Consider the following 23520-nt stretch of genomic DNA (forward strand, 5'->3'; position numbering starts at 1 on the left):
CCGACGTCAGGTCCACGCGGCACGCGCGATCTGCAAGCCCCACCACACCGAGGATCTCCCATGCGCATCGTCTTCGCCGGAACGCCGGCGCCCGCGGTCCCGTCGCTCACGGCGCTGGCCGCCTCGGCGCACGAGGTCGTCGGCGTCGTCACCCGCACCGACGCGCCGCTCGGCCGCAAGCGCGTGCTCACCCCGTCACCGGTCGCCCAGGCCGCGGGCGATCTCGGCCTGCCCGTGATCAAGGCCGACCGCCTCGACGCCGACGCCACCGCCGCGATCTCGTCGCTCGCGCCCGATCTCGGCGTGATCGTCGCCTACGGCGGCCTCGTGCGCGAGCCGCTGCTCTCGACACCGCGGCACGGCTGGATCAACCTGCACTTCTCGCTGCTGCCGCGCTGGCGCGGCGCCGCGCCCGTGCAGCACGCTCTCATCGCGGGCGATCGCACCACCGGAGCGGAGGTCTTCCAGCTCGTGCCCGCCCTCGACGCCGGCGACGTGTTCGCCGAGCTCCGCTACGACGTGCCGCGCGAGGCGACGGCGGGAGAGGTGCTGGGCACGCTCGCCGAGCTCGGCGCGGGACTTCTCACCGGCGTCGTCGACGACATCGCCGCGGGCACCGCGGTCGCGACGCCGCAGCGGGGCGAGGCGACGCTCGCGCCGAAGCTCACGCTCGCCGACGGCGCGCTCGACCTCACCGCGCCCGCCGCCGTCGTCATCGACCGGTACCGCGGCACGACGCCCGAGCCCGGCGCCCACCTCCTCGTCGACGGTCAGCGCCTCAAGGTGCTCGCCGCGCTCCGCGGCCCCGACACCGCGGCGGATGCCGGGGTGCTCGCGCCGGGCGAGTTCGGCCTGTCGGGCCGCGACGTGCTCGTCGGAGCGGGGGAGGGCACCGTGCTGCTGAAGACGGTGCAGCCGGCAGGCAAGGGCGCGATGCCCGCGGCCGACTGGTGGCGCGGGCGGCGCGGCGACGCTCCGCGCGCGGCCCTCCCGGGAACGGAGACCCGATGAGCGACGAACGCGACCGCGCCGGGAAGAGCGGCGCCCACGGGTCGGGCGCGAAGCGCGGGCCCCAGCATCCGATCGGAAAGAGCGGCCCCCACCGTGCGGGCGGCCCCGCCCGCCCGTTCGACAAGAACAGCACCACGGGCGGCACCGAGCGTCCGGCACCCGGCCGCGGCCCGCGCTGGGTCGCGTACGACACCCTCCGCGCCGTGCACACCTCCGACGCGTACGCCAACCTGCTGCTGCCGCGGGCGATCACGCGCGCCGGCCTCTCCGGCCCCGATGCGGCTCTCGCCACCGAGCTCACCTACGGGACTCTCCGCCGCGAGGGCACCTACGACGCGATCATCGCCGACGCCGCGGCGCGCCCCGTCTCGGCGATCGACCCCGCTGTGCTCGACGCGCTGCGCCTCGGCACGCACCAGCTGGTGGCGATGCGGATCCCCACCCACGCCGCCGTGAACGAGACCGTGCGCCAGGTGCGGCAGGCCGCCGGCAAGCCGGCCGCCGGCTTTGCCAACGCGGTGCTCCGGCGCGTCTCGGAGCGCACCCGCGACGAGTGGCTCGACCGGCTCGAAGCCGCCGCGCGCTCCGACGACGAGCGCCTCGCCGTCCGCTACGCGCACCCGGTCTGGGTCATCCGCGCCTTCCGCCGCGCCCTCGACGCCGAAGGCCGCGCCGACGAGCTGGCGCTGCTCCTCGAAGCCGACAATGTCTCTCCCGTCGTCACGTTCGCCGCGCTCCCGGGGCTCGCCGATATCCCGGCGGGCGCCGAGGCCACGCCCTACTCGCCGATCGGCTTCCGTTCCGCCGGCGGCGACCCGGCGGCGCTCGTCACCGCGTCGGGCGGCCGCGTCCGCGTGCAGGACGAGGGCTCGCAGCTCGCCGCACTAGCCCTCACTCGCGCGCTCCCGGTGCGCGAGGGGGAGCGCTGGCTCGACCTGTGCGCCGCCCCCGGCGGCAAGACGGCGGTCCTCGCCGCCGAGGCCCTCGCCCACGGCGCGCTGCTCGAAGCCAATGAACTGTCCCCGGCCCGCGCGGGCCTCGTGCGCGACTCCGTCGCCGGGGTGCCGCTCGAGGTGCCGGTCTCGGAGGAGGACGGACGTGCGCGCGCCGGCCGCGGCCGCTACGACCGCATCCTCGTGGATGCCCCGTGCACGGGCCTCGGCGCGCTCCGCCGGCGCCCCGAAGCGCGCTGGCGCAAGCAGCCCGCCGACGTACCCGCGCTCGCGACCCTGCAGGGCGAACTGCTCGACGCGGCGCTCGGCGCCCTCGCCCCGGGCGGCATCGTCGCGTACGTGACGTGCTCGCCGCACCTCGCCGAGACCGCGGCCGTCGTCGCCGATGCGCTCCGCCGCAACGAGGGGATCGTCGAACTCGACGCCCGCGGCGTCGTGGCATCCCTCTCGCTCTCGCCGATCGATCTGCCCGATGTCGCCGGCACCGGGCGCGCGCAGCTGTGGCCGCACCGGCACGGCACCGACGCGATGTCGATCTCCCTGCTGCAGCGCGCCTGACGGGACGCCTCCGCGCGGGGCGCCCTGACCGACACCGGGCGCCGGGATCAGGCGCCGCATCGGGCGCCGGCATCCGGCGCCGGGATAAGCCGCAATAATGGGGCTCATGCCCGACCTTCGCATCAACCCCAGCATCCTCTCGGCCGACTTCGTGAACATGCAGGCCGACCTCGAGCGGATCGCGTCGGCCGACTTCGTGCACGCCGACGTGATGGACAACCACTTCGTGCCGAACCTCACCTTCGGGCCGCAGATGGTCGAGCGCATCCAGCAGACGAGCCCCGTGCCGCTCGATGTGCACCTGATGATCACCGATCCCGATCGCTGGGCGCCGGGCTACGCCGAGATCGGCGCGGCCTCGGTGACCTTCCACCTCGAGGCGGCGACCGCCCCGATCACGCTGGCCCGCCGGCTGCGCCAGCTCGGCGCGCGCGCCGGCGTCGCGGTGAAGCCCGCCACGCCGGTCGAGGGACTCTACGACGTGCTCGACGAGTTCGACCAGATCCTCGTGATGACCGTCGAGCCCGGCTTCGGCGGCCAGTCGTTTATGGCCGACCAGATGCCGAAGCTCGCGCGGCTCCACGACGAGGCCCGTCGGCGCGGATCGCAGGTGTGGCTGCAGGTCGACGGCGGCATCTCCGAGTCGACGATCGCCCAGGCCGCCGAGGCGGGGGCGGACACGTTCGTGGCGGGCTCCGCCGTGTTCGGGGCCGACGACCCGGGCCAGGCGATCGAGGCGCTGCGCCGCGAGGCATCCGCGCACCAGCACTGATTCCGGGTTTTGGGGCCTTCACCCGCACCCGGTCTGCGCCCGCCTCAGGCCTCCACGCGCACCGTGCCGCCGAGTCCGTCGACCTGCTCGCGCAGCACGGCGAGCGCCGCCGGCTGCAGCTGCGTCACGCGGGTGAGATCGACGAGGAGCGGCGCGCTCGAGGCGGGCAGCTCGACGTTCCGCAGCGCGTTGAGCACGCGTTCCGCGCCGCCGAAGGACAGCTCCCCGTCGAGGGCGACGCGCACCGTGCCGTCCTCGCCGTGCGAGACGGCCACGTGCGGGGTGGCGATGCTCTGGTGCTGCTCGAACACGTGGAGGCCCAGCGCGTCGGAGAGCCGCTCGAGCAGCCGCTGACCGCGGGTGCTGTTCCCGTACTCGTCGAGTCTCGGGCTGAACACGCCCACCCCGAACTGCGACGGCGAGATGGCGATGAGCCCGCCGGACACGCCGCTTTTGGCGGGGAGGCCGACGCGGATCAGCCACGAGCCCGACGCGTCGTACATGCCGCAGCTGGTCATGACCGATACGACGTCGCGCGCCGTGCGCGCCGACACCACCTGCTCGCCGGTCACCGGGTGCCGCCCGCCGAAGGCGAGCGTGCCGGCCATCACGGCGAGGTCGGCGACGGTGACGAGCACGGAGCACTGCCGGAAGTACGCCTCCACGACCTCGTGCGGGTCGGTCTCGATCACGCCGTACGAGCGCAGCAGGTGGGCGAGCGCGCGATTGCGGTCGCCCGTCGACGCCTCCGACGCGTAGACCTCCTCGTCGACCTGCAGCGTCCGCCCCGCGAACCGCGAGAGGCCTTCGACGATCCGCGCCGCGCGCTCGCCTGCACTCGGCCCCGGGATGAGGCCGGTCGTGGCGATCGCGCCGGCGTTGATGAGCGGGTTGGCGGGGCGGCCGGTGCCCTCCTCCAGGCTGATCGCGTTGAACGGCTCGCCGCTCGGCTCGACGCCCACGTGGCGCAGCACCTCGTCGCGCCCGAGGGCGTCGAGGGCGAGGGCGAAGACGAACGGCTTGGAGATCGACTGGATCGTGAACGGGTCCTCGTCGCCGAGCGCGATCCGGCGCCCGTGCGGGTCGGCGATCGCCAGCGCGAGGCGGTCGGGATCGGCGGAGGCGAGTTCGGGGATGTACTGGGCGGTCTCCCCGGCATCCTCCCCGCGCACCTCGTCGAGCACGGACGTGAGCATCTCGCGGACGGGATCCATGCCTCCCACCCTAGCGAGCCGCGGCCGGCGTCATCGGGTCATCCGACCCGCACGCCCGCGTCATCGAGGCGCCGGGCGCGCGGGGGACCGGTAGCCTGTCAGGGTGAAGACGTTCGACGGCCTGTTCGCAGAGCTCACCGCCACCGCGGCGGCCCGCCCGGAAGGCTCCGGGACGGTCGCGCAGCTCGACGCCGGGGTGCACGCCATCGGCAAGAAGGTCGTCGAGGAGGCCGCCGAGGTGTGGATGGCCGCGGAGTACCAGACGGATGCCGAGACGGCCGAGGAGATCTCGCAGCTGCTCTACCACCTGCAGGTGATGATGCTCGCGAAGGGTCTGAGCCTCGAAGACGTCTACCGACATCTCTGAGCCGCTCCCGCCGACAACCGCCGACACCGAAAGACACCGCACCATGCTGCGAATCGCCGTGCCGAACAAGGGGTCGCTGGCCGACACCGCCGCCGAGATGCTCGCCGAAGCCGGATACACCGGCCGGCGCGATCCGAAAGACCTGCACGTCATCGACCCGATCAACGAGGTCGAGTTCTTCTACCTGCGCCCGAAGGACATCGCCACCTACGTCGGCTCCGGCGCCCTCGACGTCGGCATCACCGGCCGCGATCTGCTGCTGGATGCCCGGATGCCGGGCGCCCGCGAGATCGAGCAGCTCGGCTTCGGCGCCTCGACGTTCCGCTTCGCCGGCCCTCCCGGCGCGTTCGCCTCGCTCGGCGACCTCGAGGGTCTGCGCGTCGCGACGGCGTATCCCGGCCTCGTCGACGCCTACCTCGACGACCACGGCGTCGCGGTCGACCTCGTGCCCCTCGACGGCGCCGTCGAGTCCGCGGTGCAGCTCGGCGTCGCCGACGCCGTCGCCGACGTCGTCTCGACCGGCACGACGCTCCGCCAGGCGGGCCTCGAGATCTTCGGTCCGGTGCTGCTCGAATCGGAGGCGGTGCTGATCGGCGCTCCCGACGAGGCCGCCGGCACCGAGACGCTGCTCCGGCGCCTGCGCGGTGTGCTCGTCGCGCGCCGGTACGTGCTGATCGACTATGACCTGCCCGCCGACCTCGTCGATGAGGCCGTCGCGATCGCGTCGGGCATCGAGTCGCCGACGATCTCGCCGCTGCGCGACCCCGCCTGGGTCGCCGTGCGCGTCATGACGCCGCGCGCGAGCGTCAACCAGGTGATGGATGCCCTGTACGCGATCGGTGCGCGAGCGATCCTCGTCACGCCCATCCACAACGCGAGGCTCTGACATGGCTCTCGCGAGCCGCGTCATCCCGTGTCTCGACGTCGCCGCCGGCCGCGTCGTGAAGGGGGTCAACTTCGCGAACCTCCGCGACATGGGCGATCCGGTCGAGCTCGCCGCGGCGTACTTCGCGCAGGGCGCCGACGAGCTGACGTTCCTCGACGTCACCGCGACGGTCGATGCCCGGGCGACGACGTACGACGTCGTCCGGCGCACCGCGGAGGAGGTCTTCATCCCGCTCACGGTGGGCGGGGGAGTGCGCACCGCCGACGACGTCGCGCGCCTGCTCGCCGTCGGGGCCGACAAGGTCGGGGTGAACTCCGCCGCGATCGCCCGCCCCGCTCTCGTCGACGAGATCGCCGACCGGTTCGGCGCGCAGGTGCTCGTGCTCTCCCTCGACGTCATGCGCGCCCCCGGCGCGCACTCCGGGTTCGTCGTGACGACGCACGGCGGTCGCACCCAGACGGAGCTCGACGCCCTCGACTGGGCCCGCGAGGCGATCGACCGCGGCGCGGGCGAGCTCCTCGTCAACTCGATCGACGCCGACGGCACGAAGGACGGCTTCGACCTCGAGCTCGTCGGGCTCATGCGCGAGGTCTCGTCGGTGCCGGTGATCGCCTCCGGCGGGGCGGGATCGGTGAGCGACTTCGCCCCGGCGATCCACGCGGGCGCCGACGCCGTGCTCGCGGCATCCGTGTTCCACTCCGGCGAGCTCACCGTCGGCGCCGTCAAGTCGGCTCTCGCCGCCGACGGAATCGAGGTGCGCCGATGAGCGCCGAGCCCACGTCCGAGCCGACGTCCGACACCCTCGAGGCGCGCATCGCCCGCGTCGCGTTCAACGCCGACGGCCTCGTGCCCGCGATCATCCAGCAGCACGACAGCGGCGAGGTGCTGATGCTCGGCTGGATGGATGCCGAGGCCCTCCGCCGCACGCTCACCGAGGGGCGCGTGACGTTCTGGTCTCGCTCGCGTCAGGAGTACTGGCGCAAGGGCGACACGTCGGGTCACGCGCAGTACGTGCAGGGCGCGCGCCTCGACTGCGACGGCGACGCCGTGCTCGTGACGGTCGAGCAGATCGGCGCCGCCTGCCACACCGGCGACCACACCTGCTTCGACGCCGACGACCTGGCGCCCGCCGCGCGCGCCGCCGGTTCGCCGTCCGAGGGCGCGCTGTGATCGCACGGGCACGCATGCTCGGCGTGCTCGCGATCATCCTGGGCGGCGCCGTCGCCATCATCGGCTCGACGCAGCCGTGGCTCGAGGTGACGCTCCGCTCGGGCGCCACCGAGGCGCTGGCGGTGCCGGGCGCTTCGGCGCTGCCCTTGCTCGCCCCGCTCAGCCTCGCGGCGCTGGCGCTCGGTCTCGCCCTGACCGTCGTCGCCCGTGTGCTGCGCTACGTGTTCGGAGTGATCGCGACCGCCATCGGCGTCGTGCTGCTGATCGGCTCGGCGCGGATCGCGATCGAGCGGCCCCTGGATGCCGTGGCGTCGGTCGTCACGAAGGCGACCGGTCTGTCGGGCGCCGACGCGATCGCCGACCTCGTCGATTCGGTCACCGCGACCGCGTGGCCCGTCGTCGTCGCTCTCGCGGGGCTCGTGATCGCGCTCGGCGGCCTGTGGACGCTCGCCACCGCGCACCGCTGGCGCAGCGGCGGCCGCCGGTTCGAGCGCGACGGCGCGCACGCGTCGACCTCGGCGCCCGCCGTCGCGGCCAGCCGACGCGGCGAGGCCCCGGTCGCCTCTCGCGACCGGGCGATCGACTCGTGGGACGACCTGTCGCACGGCGACGATCCGACCGCCCGCTAGACTGATCGCGACCCGCCACGCGCCCTCGAGGCACACCGAAGGAGAACCATGAGCAGCATCGACGACCCCGGCCACGGACACTCGCCGGCCGCTTGGACCGCCGTGGTGATCATGCTCCTGGCCGTCACGCTCGGCACGCTGTTCTTCGTCCTCGACATGCCCGCGCTCGTCTGGGCATCGGTCGGCCTCTTCGTCGGCGGTGCGATCGTCGGATGGGCGATGTCCAAGGCCGGCTACGGCGCCTACGGCGACAAGTACCAGCCGAAGCAGCACTGATCATGCTGGCAGACCTCACCGCCGGCGCGGTGGAGGATGCCGAGGCCCGCGCCGCTCGTCGGCCGCTCGCCGACGTCGAACGCGACGCTCTCGCGCAGGCTCCCGCCCTCGACGCTCTGGCCGCGCTCGCTCCGGCGGAGCGCGTGAAGATCATCGCCGAGGTCAAGCGCGCGAGCCCGTCGCGCGGCGACCTCGCCGACATCCCCGATCCCGCCCTGCAGGCGGCGAGGTACGAGGAGGGCGGTGCGTCGGCGATCTCCGTGCTGACCGAGGGACGCCGGTTCAAGGGCTCGCTCGCCGATCTCGAAGCCGTCAAGGCACAGGTGTCGCTGCCCGTGCTGCGCAAGGACTTCGTCGCCACGCCGTACCAGGTGCTCGAGGCCCGGGCATCCGGGGCGGACCTCGTGCTCCTGATCGTCGCCGCGCTCGAGCAGCCCCTGCTGCAGCAGCTGCACGATCTGGTCCGCGAGCTCGGCATGACCCCGCTCGTCGAGACGCACTCGCGCGAAGAGCTGTCCCGCGCCGCCGACCTCGGTGCGACGCTCATCGGCGTCAACGCGCGGAACCTGTCGACGTTCGAGCTCGACCGCGACCTCTTCGGCTCGCTCGCCGGAGAGTTCCCGGAGGGCGCCGTGAAGATCGCCGAGTCGGCAGTCAGGGCCCCCGCCGACGTGGCGCACTACCGCGCGGCGGGCGCCGACGTCGTGCTCGTCGGCGAGGCGCTCGTCACGAACGACCCGGTCGCGACGCTGCACGCGTTCCTCGCAGCGGGCGACGTCCCGGCCGGGGAGCTCGCGGCGGGGGAGCTCGCGGCGGAAGATGTCACGGCCGAAGAAGGAGCATCCCGATGAGCCTGCGCGACCAACACGGCCCGTTCTTCGGCGAGTTCGGCGGCCGCTACATGCCCGAGTCGCTCATCGCCGCGATCGATGAGCTCACCGCGGTGTACGAGACGGCGATGGCCGATCCCGCGTTCGCGGCCGAGCTTGAAGCGCTGCTGCACTCGTACGCGGGCCGTCCCTCCGCGCTCACCGAGGTGCCGCGTTTCGCCGAGCACGCCGGCGGGGCGCGCGTCTTCCTCAAGCGCGAAGACCTCAACCACACCGGCTCGCACAAGATCAACAACGTGCTGGGCCAGGCGCTGCTCACGAAGCGCCTCGGCAAGACGCGCGTCATCGCCGAGACCGGTGCCGGACAGCACGGCGTCGCGACGGCGACCGCCGCGGCCCTCTTCGGGTTCGACTGCACGATCTACATGGGCGAGGTCGATACCGAGCGTCAGGCGCTCAACGTCGCCCGCATGCGGCTGCTGGGCGCGGAGGTGATCCCGGTCACGACGGGATCGCGCACCCTGAAGGACGCGATCAACGAGGCGTATCGCGACTGGGTGGCCTCGGTCGAGACGACGAACTACATCTTCGGCACGGCCGCCGGCCCGCACCCGTTCCCCGCGATGGTGCGCGATTTCCAGAAGATCATCTCCGAAGAGGCGCGCGCGCAGCTGCTCGAGACGACCGGGCGCCTCCCCGATGCGGTCATCGCCTGCGTCGGCGGCGGGTCGAACGCGATCGGGATGTTCGACGCGTTCCTCGACGACGAGGGCGTGCGCCTGTACGGCGTCGAGGCCGCCGGCGACGGCGTCGAGACCGAGAAGCACGCGGCATCCATCGAACGGGGACGCCCCGGCGTGCTGCACGGCGCGAAGACATACGTGCTGCAGGACGAGGACGGGCAGACCGTCGAGTCGCACTCGATCTCGGCAGGCCTCGACTACCCCGGGGTCGGCCCCGAGCACGCCTGGCTCTCCGACATCGGGCGTGCCGAGTACATCCCCGCGACGGATGCCGAGGCGATGGACGCCCTGCGGCTGCTGAGCCGCACCGAGGGGATCATCCCCGCGATCGAGTCGGCGCACGCCCTCGCCGGGGCGCTCCGGATCGGCCGCGAGCTGGGGCCGGACGCGATCCTCGCGGTGAGCCTCTCCGGCCGCGGCGACAAGGACATGGACACCGCCGCCACGTGGTTCGGGCTGTACGACGAGGGCGAACGGCCCGTCGAGACCCCTCCCGCCGACGACGCGGCGCGCGGAGAGGGGATCGAGCTGTGAGCCGCGTCGCCGCCGCGATCGACGCCGCCGAGGCCGCCGGCCGAGGCGCCTTCGTCGGCTACCTGCCCATCGGCTACCCCGACCTGCAGACCTCGATCGACGCCGCGGTCGCCCTCGCCGAATCGGGTTCCGACGTGCTCGAGCTCGGTCCGCCCTACTCCGACCCGGTGATGGACGGCGTCGTCATCCAGGAGGCGACCCAGGCGGCCCTCGCCGCCGGCTTCCGCCTGCGCGACACCTTCACCGCGGTCCGCGAGATCGCCGCGCGCACCGACGTGCCGATCCTCGTGATGACGTACTGGAACCCCGTGCTGCTGTACGGCGTCGACCGTTACGCCGACGACCTCCTCGCCGCCGGCGGCGCGGGGCTCATCACCCCCGACATCACCCCCGACGCGGCCGCCGAGTGGATCGCCGCCTCCGAGCGCACCGGGCTCGACCGCGTGTTCCTCGCGGCGCCGACCTCGACCGACGAGCGCCTCGAGATGATCGCCCGGGCATCCACCGGCTTCGTCTACACCGTTTCGACGATGGGCATCACGGGGGAGCGCGCCGAGCTGGATGCCGCGGCGCGCGGTCTCGTCGCACGTCTGCGCGAGCACGGCGTGCCGCGTGCGTGCGTCGGCATCGGCATCTCGACGCCCGAGCAGGTCGCCGGCGTCGTCGAGTACGCCGACGGGGCGATCGTGGGCACCGCGCTCGTGCGCGCGCTCCGCGACGGCGGGGTCGAGGGCCTGCGCGCCGAGGCGCGCGCCCTGGCATCCGGCACCCCCCGCTGACCCCCCACCCCATCCCCGCGAGCCGCTATCCCGCGGCCGAGCCGCCACGTTCTGTGCGGGCCATATCGTGCCGGCTCGGCCAAAGCTTGGCGGGTCGGCGAAAGTGGGGGGATGCCTCGTGGGGGGGCCCGGGGCGCGTGGGGTGGTGCGCGGGGCGAAGTAGACTGCCGCTCGTGCTCTTTTCGTCCTCCGTGGCCCTGTCGATCCCCAGTCCGCCGGTCAGCTCCTTCCAGCTCGGCCCGCTGACGATCCACTTCTACGCGCTGTGCATCCTCGCCGGCATCGTCGCGGCGGCCATCATGACGAACCACCGGCTCACCAAGCGCGGCGCCGAGCCGTGGGTGGTCATCGACATCTGTCTGCTCGCCGTGCCGCTCGCGATCATCGGCGCGCGCATCTTCCACGTCGTGACCCACTGGGGTTTCTACTTCGAGCAGGGCCGCGAGTGGTGGAACCCGTTCGTGCGCGACGCGATCTGGAACGTGTGGGACGGCGGCATCGCGATCTTCGGCGCCCTCATCGGCGGCGCGATCGGCGCGTGGCTCGGCTGCAAGTGGACCGGAATCCGGTTCTGGACGTTCGCCGACGCCCTCGCTCCGGGCCTCCTCCTCGCCCAGGCGATGGGCCGGTTCGGCAACTGGTTCAACCAGGAGCTCTACGGCCTCCCCACCGACCTGCCCTGGGGTCTTCAGATCGACTACCCGAACGCCGCGTGGCCGGTCGGCCTGCCCGAGGGCACCCTGTTCCACCCGACGTTCCTCTACGAGGCCATCTGGAACGTGCTGGGCGTCATCTTCCTGCTCTGGGCCGATAAGCGCTTCACCCTGCAGTGGGGACGCCTCTTCGCGCTCTACCTCGTCTGGTACAGCGCCGGGCGGATCGTGTGGGAGAACATCCGCATCGATCCGAGCGAGGTCTTCCTGGGCCTGCGCACGAACGTGTGGGCCGCGATCATCGGCGTCGTGGTCGGTCTCGTGATATTCTTCGTGCAGAAGCGCCGCCACCCGGGCCTCGAGCCCTCGCCCTACTACCCGGGGCGCGAATGGACCGGCGGCGGGGATGTACAATCGCAGGACACCGATGCATTCGTCGACGTCAGCGCACCCCCGACGTCCGAATCCACCGCGGACTCCGCCACAAGCACAGTCGTCTCCAGGTAACACCCCGCAGGACATCAGGGCCGACGTCGTCCCCGTTTCAGCAAGACTATGAGGACGGTAGCTATGGCCTCCAGCCCCCGTCGTGAAGACACCACCCGGCACGCCTCCGCGTTCCCCGTCAAGCAGGGCATGTACAACCCTGCCTTCGAGAAGGATGCCTGCGGGCTCGCGATGGTCGCGACGCTCCGCGGCGAGCCGGGGCACGACATCGTGGAGCTGGCCCTCGAGGCGCTTCGCAACCTCGAGCACCGCGGTGCGATCGGCTCCGACGCGGGTACGGGAGACGGCGCCGGCATCCTGACGCAGATGCCGGATGCCTTCCTCCGCGCGGTCACGCACTTCGACCTGCCGCCGGCGGGTGAGTACGCGGCGGGCATGGCGTTCCTGCCGCGCGACGACGACGAGCGCGCCGCCGTCAAGGCCGGCGTCGAACAGATCGCCGCCGCCGAGGGGCTGACGGTGCTCGGCTGGCGCGAGGTGCCGACAGTGGAGGAGCACCTCGGCAAGCTCGCCTACGCCGCGCGCCCCGCATTCGAGCAGCTGTTCGTCTCGCGCCCCGCCGTCGGCGACGCGCCCGCGCTCGCGGGCATCGACCTCGACCGCCGTGTCTACCGGTTGCGCAAGCGTGCACGCCGCGAGCACGACGCCTACTTCGTGTCGCTGAGCGCCCGCACGCTCGGGTACAAGGGCATGGTCACGACCCTCCAGCTCGAGCCGTTCTACCCCGATCTGCAGGACGAGCGCTTCGAGAGCGAGCTCGCCGTCGTGCACTCGCGCTACTCGACGAACACGTTCCCGTCGTGGCCGCTCGCGCAGCCGCTGCGCATGCTCGCCCACAACGGCGAGATCAACACCGTCGGCGCCAACCGCAACTGGATGCGCGCCCGTCAGTCGCAGCTCGAGTCCGAGCTCGTCGGCGACATCCGCCCGCTCCTGCCGATCTGCACGGGCGGCGCGAGCGACTCTGCCTCGTTCGACGAGGTGCTGGAGCTGCTCACCCTCACCGGGCGCAGCCTCCCGCACGCGATCATGATGATGGTGCCCGAGGCCTACGAGAAGCAGACCGGCATCGCGCCCGACCTCCGCGCCTTCTACGAGTACCACTCGATGCAGATGGAGCCGTGGGACGGCCCCGCCGCGCTGATCTTCACCGACGGCACCCTCGTCGGCGCGACCCTCGACCGCAACGGCCTGCGCCCCGGCCGCTGGACCGAGACGACCGACGGACTCGTCGTGATCGGCTCGGAGACGGGCGTGCTCGACTTCGCCCCCGAGCGCATCAAGCGCCGCGGACGCCTCCGCCCGGGGCGCATGTTCGTCGTCGACACCGCCCAGCAGCGGATCATCGAGGACGACGAGGTCAAGCGCGACCTCGCGGCCCTCCAGCCCTGGCAGGAATGGCTCGACGCGGGTCGGGTGCGCCTGAAGGACCTCCCCGAGCGCGAGCACATCGTGCACCCGATCGCCTCGATCACGCGCCGCCAGCGCACGTTCGGCTACACCGAGGAAGAGGTGCGCATCCTCCTCACGCCGATGGGCCAGAACGGCGCCGAACCGCTCGGCGCGATGGGGTCGGATGCCCCGATCGCGGTGCTCAGCGAACGGCCGCGCCTGCTCTTCGACTACTTCGTGCAGCAGTTCGCGCAGGTGACCAACCCGCCGCTCGACTCGATCCGCGAAGAGGTCGTCACCTCGCTCGCCCTCGGTCTCGGTCCGGAGCGGAACCTCCTCGATTGGGGGCCCGACCACACCCGCACGATCACGCTCGACTTCCCGGTGATCGACAACGACGAGCTCGCCAAGCTCCAGAACATCGACAAGGCGCTGCCCGGCCGGCGGTCGGTGACGATCCGCGGTCTCTACCCCTTCGAGAAGGGTCCGGATGCCCTGGAGCAGCGCATCGACGAGATATGCGCCGAGGTCGACGCCGCGATCGAGCAGGGCGCGGAGTTCATCATCCTGAGCGACCGCGACTCGAACAAGGACCTCGTCCCGATCCCGTCGCTGCTGATGCTCTCCGCGGTGCACCACCACCTCATCCGCCAGGAGAACCGGATGAAGGTCGGTCTCGTGGTCGAGGCGGGCGACGTGCGCGAGGTGCATCACGTGGCGACGCTGATGGGCTACGGCGCCTCTGCCGTCAACCCGTACCTCGCGATGGAGACGGTCGAGTACCTCGTGCGCGCGGGCTTCATCACGGGCGTCACGCCCGAGAAGGCCGTGAAGAACCTCATCTACGCGCTCGGCAAGGGCGTGCTGAAGATCATGTCCAAGATGGGCATCTCGACGGTCTCCTCCTACGCCGGATCCCAGGTGTTCGAGGCGGTCGGGCTCTCGGAGGAGTTCGTCGCGAAGTACTTCACGGGCACCGAGACGAAGCTCGGCGGCATCGGCATGCGGGAGATCGCCGCCGAGAACCAGGCCCGGCACGACTACGCATATCCCGAGGACGGCGCCGCGCGCGCCCACGAGCGTCTCTGGACCGGCGGCGAGTATCAGTGGCGCCGTGATGGGGCCCCGCACCTCTTCAACCCCGACACCGTCTTCCGTCTGCAGCACTCGACGCGGGCACGCCGCTACGACATCTTCCGCGAGTACACGAAGCTCGTCGACGACCAGGCGAGCGAGCTGAAGACCCTGCGGGGCATGTTCCGCCTGAAGACGGGGGAGCGGCCCGCCGTGCCGATCGACGAGGTCGAACCCGTCGAATCGATCGTGAAGCGCTTCTCCACCGGCGCGATGAGCTACGGGTCGATCTCGAAAGAGGCGCACGAGACGCTCGCGATCGCGATGAACTCCATCGGCGCCAAGTCGAACACCGGCGAGGGCGGCGAAGACGTCGACCGCCTGCTCGACCCGGCCCGCCGGAGCGCGATCAAGCAGGTGGCATCCGGTCGCTTCGGTGTGACGAGCATGTACCTGACGCACGCCGACGACATCCAGATCAAGCTCGCGCAGGGCGCCAAGCCCGGCGAGGGCGGCCAGCTGCCGCCCGGCAAGGTCTACCCGTGGATCGCGCGCACCCGCGGCGGCACCCCCGGCGTCGGGCTCATCTCGCCGCCGCCGCACCACGACATCTACTCGATCGAAGACCTCAAGCAGCTGATCTTCGACCTGAAGCGCGCGAACCCCGCGGCGCGGGTGCACGTGAAGCTCGTGAGCCAGTCGGGCATCGGCGCGGTCGCCGCCGGCACGGCGAAGGCCCTCGCCGACGTCATCCTCGTCTCGGGGCACGACGGCGGCACCGGCGCGAGCCCGCTCAACTCGCTCAAGCACGCGGGCACGCCGTGGGAGCTGGGTCTCGCAGAGACGCAGCAGACGCTCATGCTCAACGACATGCGCGACCGCGTGGTCGTGCAGGCCGACGGCCAGCTGAAGACCGGTCGCGACGTGATCGTCGCGGCGCTGCTCGGCGCCGAGGAGTTCGGGTTCGCGACCACCGCGCTCGTCGTCGAAGGCTGCATCATGATGCGCGTCTGCCACCTCGACACCTGCCCGGTCGGCGTCGCGACGCAGAACCCGGTGCTGCGCAGCCGCTTCACCGGCAAGCCGGAGTTCGTCGTGAACTTCATGCAGTTCATCGCCCAGGAGGTGCGCGAGTACCTCGCCGAGCTCGGCTTCCGCTCGCTCGACGAGGCGATCGGGCGCAGCGACGTGCTCGACGTCAACGGTGCGATCGAACACTGGAAGGCGTCGGGGCTCGACCTCGCGCCGATCCTGGACGGCCCCGCCTTCGCACCCGATGCCCCGCGTCGGCACGCGCGCGAGCAGGACCACGAGCTCGAGAAGCACTTCGACGTGCCGCTCATCGAGCAGGCGCAGGACGTCATCGCGCACGGCGGGCACTTCGAGGTGTCGCTGCCGATCCGCAACACCGAGCGTGCCGTGGGCACGATGCTCGGCAACCGCGTCACCCTGGCGCACGGCGAGCACGGCCTGCCCGCGGGCACCATCGAGGTAAACCTCACGGGCTCGGCCGGTCAGTCCTTCGGCGCCTTCCTCCCGGCGGGGATCACCCTGCGCCTCGAGGGCGACTCGAACGACTACGTCGGCAAGGGCCTCTCCGGCGGTCAGATCGTCGTGCGACCGCCGCGCGACGCGTCGTTCGACGCGTCGCGGAACGTCATCGCGGGCAACGTGATCGGCTACGGCGCGACGCAGGGCAGCATGTTCCTGCGCGGCGTCGTGGGGGAGCGGTTCCTCGTCCGCAACTCCGGCGCGACCGCGGTCGTCGAAGGCGTGGGCGACCACGCGCTGGAGTACATGACCGGCGGGCTCGCCGTGATCCTCGGCGCGACGGGCCGCAACCTCGGCGCCGGCATGTCGGGCGGCACCGCCTACGTCTACCGCCTCGAGCGGGAGCTGGTGAACCGCGAGGCGCTCGCGAGCGGCGAGCTGGAGCTGCTCGAGCTCGGCTCGGGCGACGTGGAGATCCTCCGCGACCTGCTCGAGCGGCACGTCGCCGAGACCGGGTCGACCCTGGCATCCGCTCTGCTGGACGACTTCGAGGCGGAGTCCGAGAACTTCGTCCGCGTGCTGCCGCGCGACTACGCGGCAGTGCTGCAAACCCGACAGGACGCCGCCGCCGAGGGGCTCGACCCCGATGGCGACGTCGTCTGGAACCGCATCATGGAGGTGACCGGTGGCTGACCCCAAGGGCTTTCTGAAGACCACCGAGCGCGAGCTCCCGGCGCGCCGGCCGGTTCCCGTGCGCATCATGGACTGGAAAGAGGTGTACGAGCCGGGTGACTCGGCCGTGCTCCGCCGGCAGGCCGGCCGCTGCATGGACTGCGGCATCCCGTTCTGCCACAAGGGATGCCCCCTGGGAAACCTGATCCCGGAGTGGAACGACCTGATGTGGCGCGGCGAGGGCCGTGCCGCGATCGAGCGTCTGCACGCGACGAACAACTTCCCGGAGTTCACCGGACGCCTCTGCCCGGCGCCGTGCGAGTCGTCGTGCGTGCTCGGGATCAACCAGCCCGCCGTCACGATCAAGCAGATCGAAGTGGCGACGATCGACGACGCGTTCGCGAACGGCTGGGTCGAGGCCGAGCCGCCGGCCCGCCTCACCGGCAAGACCGTCGCGGTCGTCGGATCGGGCCCCGCCGGCCTCGCGGCCGCGCAGCAGCTCACCCGAGCGGGCCACACCGTCGCCGTCTTCGAGCGGGACGATCGGATCGGCGGACTCCTCCGATACGGTATCCCCGACTTCAAGATGGAGAAGCGCCACCTCGAGTCGCGCCTGCGCCAGATGCAGGACGAGGGCACGCGGTTCCGTGCCGGCGTCGAGATCGGCGTCGACATCACGTGGAGCGAGCTGCGCGCCCGCTACGACGCGGTCGTGGTCGCCACCGGTGCCACCGAGGCGCGCGACATCGCGATCCCGGGGCGCGACCTCGACGGCGTGCACTTCGCGATGGAGTATCTCGTCGAGTCGAACAAGGCCGTCGCGGGCGACCAGGTGCCGCACCAGATCCACGCCGAGGGCAAGCACGTCATCGTGATCGGCGGCGGCGACACCGGCGCCGACTGCATCGGCACCGCGCACCGCCAGGGTGCCCTCAGCGTCACGAACCTCGCCATTGGCAAGCAGCCGCCGACCGCGCGCCCCGACCACCAGCCGTGGCCGACCATGCCGACGCTCTTCGAGGTCTCCTCGGCGCACGAGGAGGGTGGCGAGCGCGCCTACCTCGCATCCACCGTCGAGTTCCTCGGCAACGAGGCCGGCGAGGTGCGGGCCCTGCGCCTGGCCGAGACCGAGTACCTGCCCGATGGCCGTCGCGTGCCCCGTAGCGGCACCGAGCGCGAGATCCCGGCCGACCTGATCCTCATCGCGATGGGTTTCACCGGCCCGGAGCGGAGCGCCCTCGAGGAGCAGCTGGGTACCGTGTTCACGGGCCGCGGCAACGTCGAGCGCGGTGACGACTTCCAGTCGACTGCCCCCGGCGTGTTCGTGGCCGGGGACGCCGGCCGTGGCCAGTCGCTGATCGTCTGGGCGATCGCGGAGGGTCGCGCGGCGGCGGCCGCGGTCGACGAGTACCTCATGGGTCGCACCAACCTGCCTTCGCCCGTCGGGCCGAGGGACGTCGCGATCGGCCTCCAGCCCGCGTAGGCTGGATCCACCCCCGAAAACCGAACACAGACCGGAGATCAGTCAGTGAGACGCGCAAAGATCGTCGCCACCCTGGGGCCCGCCACCGAATCGTATGAGATGATCCGTGCGATCATCGATGCCGGTGTGGACGTGGCCCGTTTGAACCTCAGCCACGGCTCCTACGCCGAGCACGAAGGCCGTTTCGCCAACGTGCGCAAGGCTGCCGACGACGCGGGCCGCGCCGTCGCCATCCTCGTCGACCTGCAGGGGCCGAAGATCCGTCTGGGCAAGTTCAGCGACGGACCGCACGACCTCGCCGTGGGCGACACCTTCCGCATCACGACCGAGGATGTCGTCGGCACGCGCGACCTCGTCGGCACGACCTTCAAGGGCCTCGCCGGCGATGTCTCACCGGGCGACTCCCTGCTCATCGACGACGGCAAGGTCCGCGTTCAGGTCGAGAGCGTCGACGGCCCGGTCGTCACGACCAAGGTCGTCGTCGCCGGCACCGTCTCCAACAACAAGGGCATCAACCTGCCCGGCGTCGCCGTCAGCGTCCCCGCCCTGTCCGAGAAGGATGAGTCGGACCTGCGCTGGGGCCTGCGGGCGGGCGCCGACCTCATCGCGCTGTCGTTCGTGCGCGACGCCGCCGACGTCACGCGCGTGCACGAGATCATGGCGGAGGAAGGCCGCAAGGTCCCCGTCATCGCCAAGATCGAGAAGCCGCAGGCCGTCGACAACCTCGAGGAGATCATCGACGCCTTCGACGGCATCATGGTCGCCCGCGGCGACCTCGCCGTCGAGCTGCCGCTCGAAGTTGTCCCGATCGTCCAGAAGGAGGCTGTCGAGCTCTGCCGCCGCATGGCGAAGCCGGTCATCGTCGCGACGCAGATGCTCGAGTCGATGATCCACTCCCCCGTGCCTACGCGTGCTGAGGCGTCCGACGTCGCCAACGCCGTCCTCGACGGCACGGACGCGGTCATGCTCTCGGGCGAGACGAGCGTCGGCGAGTACCCCGTCATCACGGTCCAGACGATGGCCCGCATCGTCGAATCGACGGAAGACCACGGTCTCGAGCGCATCCTCCCGGTCAGCGCGAAGCCCCGCACGCAGGGTGGCATCATCACGCTGGCCGCGAACGAGGTCGCCGAGTTCGTCGGGGCGAAGTTCATCTGCATCTTCACCGAGTCGGGCGATACCGCGCGTCGCATGTCGCGCCTGCGCCCACGCATCCCGATGATGGCGTTCGCGGTCGACCCCGCGATCCGCCGTCGTATGGCGCTCACGTGGGGCGTGCAGTCGACGCTCGTCGAGCACGTCGCGCACACCGACCTCATGTTCATCCAGGTCGACGAGTTCTTCCTCGGCCAGGGACTCGCGAAGGAAGGCGACAAGGTCGTCGTGATCTCGGGTTCGCCTCCCGGAATCATCGGATCGACCAACGACATCCGCATCCACAAGATCGGCGACGCCGTCAACGGCAAGGCGCCCATCTACCAGTCGGAGAAGTAGTCGGTCGACAGACATGACGAAGGGCGGATGCCGGGGGAGACCCCGCATCCGCCCTTCGGCGTTCTCACGCTCGTGCCGGTGGTGGGAGTCGAACCCACACGCCCTTTCAGGCAACCGAGTTTGAGTCGGTCGCGTCTGCCATTCCGCCACACCGGCGCACGTCCAGAAGAGACTATCGCAGGTGCGCCCTCTCGCTGGCTCTAGGATGGACAGGTGACTGAGCAGGAACTGAACCCCGCCTCGAGCCCGTCTGCCCCGCGCCGGGTCGTCGTCGCCGAGGATGAATCGCTGATCCGCCTCGACATCGTCGAGATCCTCCGCGACAACGGCTTCGACGTCGTCGGAGAAGCCGGCGACGGTGAGACGGCCGTCCAACTGGCGACCGAGCTGCGCCCCGACCTCGTCATCATGGACGTGAAGATGCCCGTCCTGGACGGCATCTCCGCCGCCGAGAAGCTCAGCAAGAACCACGTCGCCCCCGTCGTGCTGCTGACGGCCTTCAGCCAGAAGGAGCTCGTCGAGCGCGCGAGCGAAGCCGGCGCCCTCGCGTACGTCGTGAAGCCCTTCACGCCGAACGACCTGCTGCCGGCGATCGAGATCGCCCTCGCCCGCTACGAGCAGATCATCACGCTCGAGGCCGAGGTCGCCGATATGGTCGAGCGCTTCGAGACCCGCAAGCTCGTCGACCGGGCCAAGGGCCTCCTCAACGAGAAGATGGGCCTCAGCGAGCCGGAGGCGTTCCGTTGGATCCAGAAGGCGTCGATGGACCGTCGCCTCACGATGCAGGACGTCGCCAAGGCGATCATCGAGCAGCTCTCGCCCAAGAAGGCCTGACCCGCCGCCGCGCCCCGCGTGCGGGTGGGCGGATGCCTCGGTCAGGCGCCGGGGCGGTCGGTGATCATGTTGGTGATGCGGATCGTCGAGCAACGGCGACCCTGATCGTCGGTCACCGCGATCTCGTGCACCGTGATCGAGCGGCCGAGGTGCACGGGCGTGCAGACGCCCGTGACGATGCCGCTCGTGGCCGAGCGGGTGTGCGTCGCGTTGATGTCGACACCGACCGCGAGGCGGTCGGGCCCGGCGTGCAGGTTCGCCGCCATCGAGCCGAGCGACTCGCCGAGCACGACGTACGCACCGCCGTGCAGGAGCCCGACGGGCTGCGTGTTCCCCTCGACCGGCATGGTGGCCACCGAGCGCTCGATCGAGAATTCCGTGAACTCGATGCCCATCTTCTCGGCGAGAGCGCCCATCCCGCGGCGCCGTGCCCAGTCGAGACCGTCGGATGCCAGGGCGGGGGAATCTGAGCTCATCGTTCACCTTCGAGATCGAGCGGCGGGAGTGTCCGGACCCCTGACTACGCTGGTGGGGTGACGGACTCGGAAAAGCCTACCCTTCTCGTCGTCGACGGCCACTCGCTGGCCTACCGCGCGTTCTTCGCGCTGCCCGTCGACAACTTCTCCACGAAGGACGGGCAGCACACCAACGGCATCTACGGGTTCCTGTCGATGTTCGTGAACCTCGTCAAGGCCGAGCAGCCGACGCATCTGGCGGTCGCGTTCGACACCTCGCGGCACTCCTTCCGCACCGACGAGTACCCGGAGTACAAGGCGAACCGCTCCGCCTCACCGGCCGAGTTCACCGGTCAGATCCCGCTCCTGCAGGAGGCCCTCGCGGCGATGAACGTCACCGTGCTCACCAAGGAGGGGATCGAGGCCGACGACATCCTCGCCACCCTCGCCACTGAGGGCGCGGCTGCGGGGTACGACGTGCTCGTCTGCTCCGGCGACCGCGACACGATCCAGCTCGTCACCGACGATGTGACCCTGCTGTACCCGAGCGTGCAGGGCGTGTCGCAGCTGAAGCGCTACACGCCCGATGCGGTCGTCGAGAAGTACGGCCTGCCGCCGGCGAACTATCCCGACATCGCCGCCCTCGTCGGCGAGACGAGCGACAACCTGCCCGGCGTGCCGAAGGTCGGCGAGAAGACCGCGGTCAAGTGGCTGAACCAGTGGGGGAGCCTCGACGCGCTGCTCGAGAACGCCGACAAGATCACCGGCGTCGTCGGCGGCAACCTCCGCGAGCACCTCGACGACGTGCGCCGCAACCGGTCGCTGAACGCGCTGCTGCGCGATGTCGAGCTGCCGGTCGGGCCGGACGACCTCGCCGTGCAGCCGATCGACGCGGAGGCGGTGCGCGATATCTTCGCGCGCCTGGAGTTCCGCACGCTCCTGCCGCGCGTCTTCGACGCTCTGGGTGGCGACGCCGACGAGGCATCCACCGCCGCACCCACCGTCGCGGCGCCCGTCGCGGCCGAGGTCGACCCCGCCGGCGCCCGCGCCTGGGTCGACGCGCAGGAGGGTGAGCTCGCGCTCACCGTCACGGTCGAGGGCGGCCTGCCCGCGCGGATCGGCATCGCCTCGCTGGATGCCGCGGTCGAGGCGCCCTGGAGCGACGACATCGCCGAGGCGCTGCGCGACTGGCTCGAATCGGACGCCCCGAAGGTGCTCACCGACGCCAAGCCCCAGGTGAAGGCGCTCCGCCGCGCCGGCGTCGCGCTCGGCGGGCTGTCGTTCGACCCGATCCTCGCCGGCTGGCTCGTGCGGCCGAGCTTCCCCGACAAGACCCTCGGCGACCTCGTGGGCCGCTACCTCGACGAGAAGCTGCCCGAGGCCGATCCGCGCCAGCTCGTGCCCGAGACCGAGGGCGCGACACCCGGTCAGCTGGGCTGGTACGCCCTGCGCGTGACCGAGCGGATCCGCGAAGAGATGCCCGCGTCGGTCGCCGCAGTGCTCACCGACATCGAGCTGCCGACCCTCGGCGCGCTGGCCGACATGGAGCTCGCCGGTGTGGCGATCTCGCACGAGAAGCTCTCGGCGTTCTCGTCGGAGCTCGCCGCCCGCGCTGACGACATCGCCACCCGCGCGTACGCGGAGATCGATCGCGAGGTGAATCTCGGTTCGCCCAAGCAGCTGCAGGACGTGCTCTTCGAGCAGCTCCACCTGCCGAAGACCCGCAAGACCAAGACCGGCTATTCGACGGATGCCGCGGTGCTCGCCGATCTGCAGGAGTCGAACCCGCACCCCTTCCTCGATCTGCTGCTGCAGCATCGCGAGGCGACGAAGCTCCGCCAGATCATCGAGTCGCTCGACGTCGCGATCGGACCCGACGGGCGCGCGCACACGACGTATCTGCAGACGGGCAGCCAGACGGGGCGACTCTCGAGCACCGACCCCAACCTGCAGAACATCCCGATCCGCAACGAGGAGTCGCACCGCATCCGCGCGGCGTTCGAGGTCGGCGAGGGCTACGAGACGCTGCTGACCGCCGACTACTCGCAGATCGAGATGCGCATCATGGCGCACCTGTCCGGCGATGAGGGGCTCATCGAGGCGTTCAACTCGGGGGAGGACCTGCATCGGTTCGTCGGTTCGCGGGTGTTCGGCGTCGCCCCCGCCGATGTCACGCCCGCTATGCGCACGAAGGTGAAGGCGATGAGCTACGGCCTCGTCTACGGGCTCAGCGCGTTCGGGCTGTCCAAGCAGCTGCGGATCGACCAGTCCGAGGCGAAGCTGCTGATGACCGAGTACTTCGCCCGGTTCGGCGCGGTGCGCGACTACCTGCGCGAATCGGTCGCGCAGGCGCGCGTCGACGGATACACCGAGACGATCTTCGGCCGCCGCCGGCCGTTCCCCGACCTCGCCAGCCCCAACCGCGTGCTCCGCGAGAACGCCGAGCGGGCGGCGCTCAACGCCCCGATCCAGGGGAGCGCGGCCGACATCATGAAGCTCGGCCTCCTGCACATCCATGACCAGCTCATCACCGACGGGCTGCGCTCGCGTGTGCTGCTGCAGATTCACGACGAGCTCGTCGTCGAGGTGGCGCCGGGGGAGGGGGACGCGGTGGAGTCGATCGTGCGACAGCGCATGGGCGACGCCGCCGAGCTGTCGGTGCCGCTCGACGTGCAGATCGGGCGCGGCGCGAACTGGGACGTCGCCGGGCACTGACCGGCGCGACCCGGCGCGACCGGCATCC

20 protein-coding genes and 1 tRNA gene are annotated in these 23520 nt (G+C 71.3%); 18 read left to right on the forward strand and 3 right to left on the reverse strand.

The features are described from left to right. The first annotated feature begins 60 nt into the window (after positions 1–60). From fmt to rpe, 3 genes are all read left to right on the forward strand, one after another. Positions 61–1011, forward strand: coding sequence for a methionyl-tRNA formyltransferase (gene fmt, locus FHX68_RS03320; protein WP_141379728.1), 951 nt, complete (start codon positions 61–63; stop codon positions 1009–1011). Beyond that, complete coding sequence (locus FHX68_RS03325) at positions 1008–2522, forward strand: RsmB/NOP family class I SAM-dependent RNA methyltransferase (protein ID WP_141379729.1); 1515 nt, start codon at positions 1008–1010, stop codon at positions 2520–2522. The genes fmt and FHX68_RS03325 overlap by 4 nt, the downstream gene beginning before the upstream one ends. Before the next feature lie 97 nt (positions 2523–2619). Further along, positions 2620–3294 (forward strand): ribulose-phosphate 3-epimerase, encoded by a 675-nt coding sequence (gene rpe / locus FHX68_RS03330; RefSeq protein ID WP_141379730.1) that lies wholly within the window; start codon positions 2620–2622, stop codon positions 3292–3294. A 44-nt stretch (positions 3295–3338) separates the two neighbouring features. Here the strand turns inward: rpe and glsA are convergent, their stop codons facing one another. Beyond that, on the reverse strand, positions 3339–4508 hold the full coding sequence (gene glsA / locus FHX68_RS03335; RefSeq protein ID WP_141379731.1) for a glutaminase A: 1170 nt from the start codon (positions 4506–4508) through the stop codon (positions 3339–3341). Positions 4509–4611: 103 nt separating this feature from the next. Here glsA and FHX68_RS03340 point away from each other — a divergent pair, with 103 nt between their 5' ends. The 13 genes from FHX68_RS03340 (at position 4612) to pyk (ending at position 19488) form a co-directional block, all read left to right on the forward strand. Beyond that, positions 4612–4875 carry a phosphoribosyl-ATP diphosphatase gene (locus FHX68_RS03340; protein ID WP_141379732.1) on the forward strand — a complete coding sequence of 88 codons (264 nt, stop codon included), beginning with the start codon at positions 4612–4614 and terminating at the stop codon, positions 4873–4875. Between the two features lie 43 nt (positions 4876–4918). After that, a complete protein-coding gene (gene hisG / locus FHX68_RS03345; RefSeq protein WP_141379733.1) occupies positions 4919–5761 on the forward strand; it encodes an ATP phosphoribosyltransferase in 843 nt (280 codons plus the stop codon). A 1-nt stretch (position 5762) separates the two neighbouring features. Beyond that, on the forward strand, positions 5763–6527 hold the full coding sequence (hisF, locus tag FHX68_RS03350) for an imidazole glycerol phosphate synthase subunit HisF (protein WP_141379734.1): 765 nt from the start codon (positions 5763–5765) through the stop codon (positions 6525–6527). Continuing rightward, complete coding sequence (hisI, locus tag FHX68_RS03355; RefSeq protein WP_141379735.1) at positions 6524–6931, forward strand: phosphoribosyl-AMP cyclohydrolase; 408 nt, start codon at positions 6524–6526, stop codon at positions 6929–6931. Before hisF ends, hisI begins: the two co-directional genes overlap by 4 nt. After that, positions 6928–7560, forward strand: coding sequence for a Trp biosynthesis-associated membrane protein (locus FHX68_RS03360; RefSeq protein WP_141379736.1), 633 nt, complete (start codon positions 6928–6930; stop codon positions 7558–7560). Before hisI ends, FHX68_RS03360 begins: the two co-directional genes overlap by 4 nt. A 48-nt stretch (positions 7561–7608) precedes the next feature. Beyond that, on the forward strand, positions 7609–7836 hold the full coding sequence (locus FHX68_RS03365) for a DUF6704 family protein (protein ID WP_141379737.1): 228 nt from the start codon (positions 7609–7611) through the stop codon (positions 7834–7836). Between the two features lie 2 nt (positions 7837–7838). Beyond that, complete coding sequence (gene trpC / locus FHX68_RS03370) at positions 7839–8687, forward strand: indole-3-glycerol phosphate synthase TrpC (protein ID WP_141379738.1); 849 nt, start codon at positions 7839–7841, stop codon at positions 8685–8687. Further along, positions 8684–9943, forward strand: a complete 1260-nt coding sequence (gene trpB, locus FHX68_RS03375) for a tryptophan synthase subunit beta (protein WP_141379739.1) — start codon at positions 8684–8686, stop codon at positions 9941–9943. Before trpC ends, trpB begins: the two co-directional genes overlap by 4 nt. Then, a complete protein-coding gene (gene trpA / locus FHX68_RS03380; RefSeq protein ID WP_141379740.1) occupies positions 9940–10722 on the forward strand; it encodes a tryptophan synthase subunit alpha in 783 nt (260 codons plus the stop codon). The genes trpB and trpA overlap by 4 nt, the downstream gene beginning before the upstream one ends. 173 nt (positions 10723–10895) lie before the next feature. Continuing rightward, complete coding sequence (gene lgt / locus FHX68_RS03385; protein ID WP_141379741.1) at positions 10896–11882, forward strand: prolipoprotein diacylglyceryl transferase; 987 nt, start codon at positions 10896–10898, stop codon at positions 11880–11882. Between the two features lie 63 nt (positions 11883–11945). Then, positions 11946–16532: a glutamate synthase large subunit gene (gene gltB / locus FHX68_RS03390; protein ID WP_141379742.1), complete on the forward strand. Its 4587-nt coding sequence runs from the start codon at positions 11946–11948 to the stop codon at positions 16530–16532. Further along, positions 16525–17994 carry a glutamate synthase subunit beta gene (locus FHX68_RS03395; RefSeq protein WP_141379743.1) on the forward strand — a complete coding sequence of 490 codons (1470 nt, stop codon included), beginning with the start codon at positions 16525–16527 and terminating at the stop codon, positions 17992–17994. Before gltB ends, FHX68_RS03395 begins: the two co-directional genes overlap by 8 nt. Before the next feature lie 45 nt (positions 17995–18039). Next, positions 18040–19488, forward strand: coding sequence for a pyruvate kinase (pyk, locus tag FHX68_RS03400; protein ID WP_141379744.1), 1449 nt, complete (start codon positions 18040–18042; stop codon positions 19486–19488). Positions 19489–19561: 73 nt separating this feature from the next. Here the strand turns inward: pyk and FHX68_RS03405 are convergent. After that, positions 19562–19644 (reverse strand) — tRNA-Leu (locus tag FHX68_RS03405). A 57-nt stretch (positions 19645–19701) separates the two neighbouring features. On the opposite strand from FHX68_RS03405, the gene FHX68_RS03410 reads away from it, so the two are divergent. After that, positions 19702–20322, forward strand: a complete 621-nt coding sequence (locus FHX68_RS03410; protein WP_141379745.1) for an ANTAR domain-containing response regulator — start codon at positions 19702–19704, stop codon at positions 20320–20322. Between the two features lie 41 nt (positions 20323–20363). Here FHX68_RS03410 and FHX68_RS03415 read toward each other — a convergent pair whose 3' ends face one another. Beyond that, on the reverse strand, positions 20364–20798 hold the full coding sequence (locus FHX68_RS03415) for a hotdog fold thioesterase (RefSeq protein ID WP_141379746.1): 435 nt from the start codon (positions 20796–20798) through the stop codon (positions 20364–20366). Positions 20799–20855: 57 nt separating this feature from the next. On the opposite strand from FHX68_RS03415, the gene polA reads away from it, so the two are divergent. Beyond that, entirely contained in the window at positions 20856–23492 is a 2637-nt protein-coding gene (gene polA, locus FHX68_RS03420) for a DNA polymerase I (protein WP_141379747.1), read from the forward strand. The last annotated feature ends 28 nt before the right edge of the window (positions 23493–23520 follow it).

The organism is Microbacterium lacticum (assembly GCF_006716815.1).
In the GTDB taxonomy this organism is placed as follows: domain Bacteria; phylum Actinomycetota; class Actinomycetes; order Actinomycetales; family Microbacteriaceae; genus Microbacterium; species Microbacterium lacticum.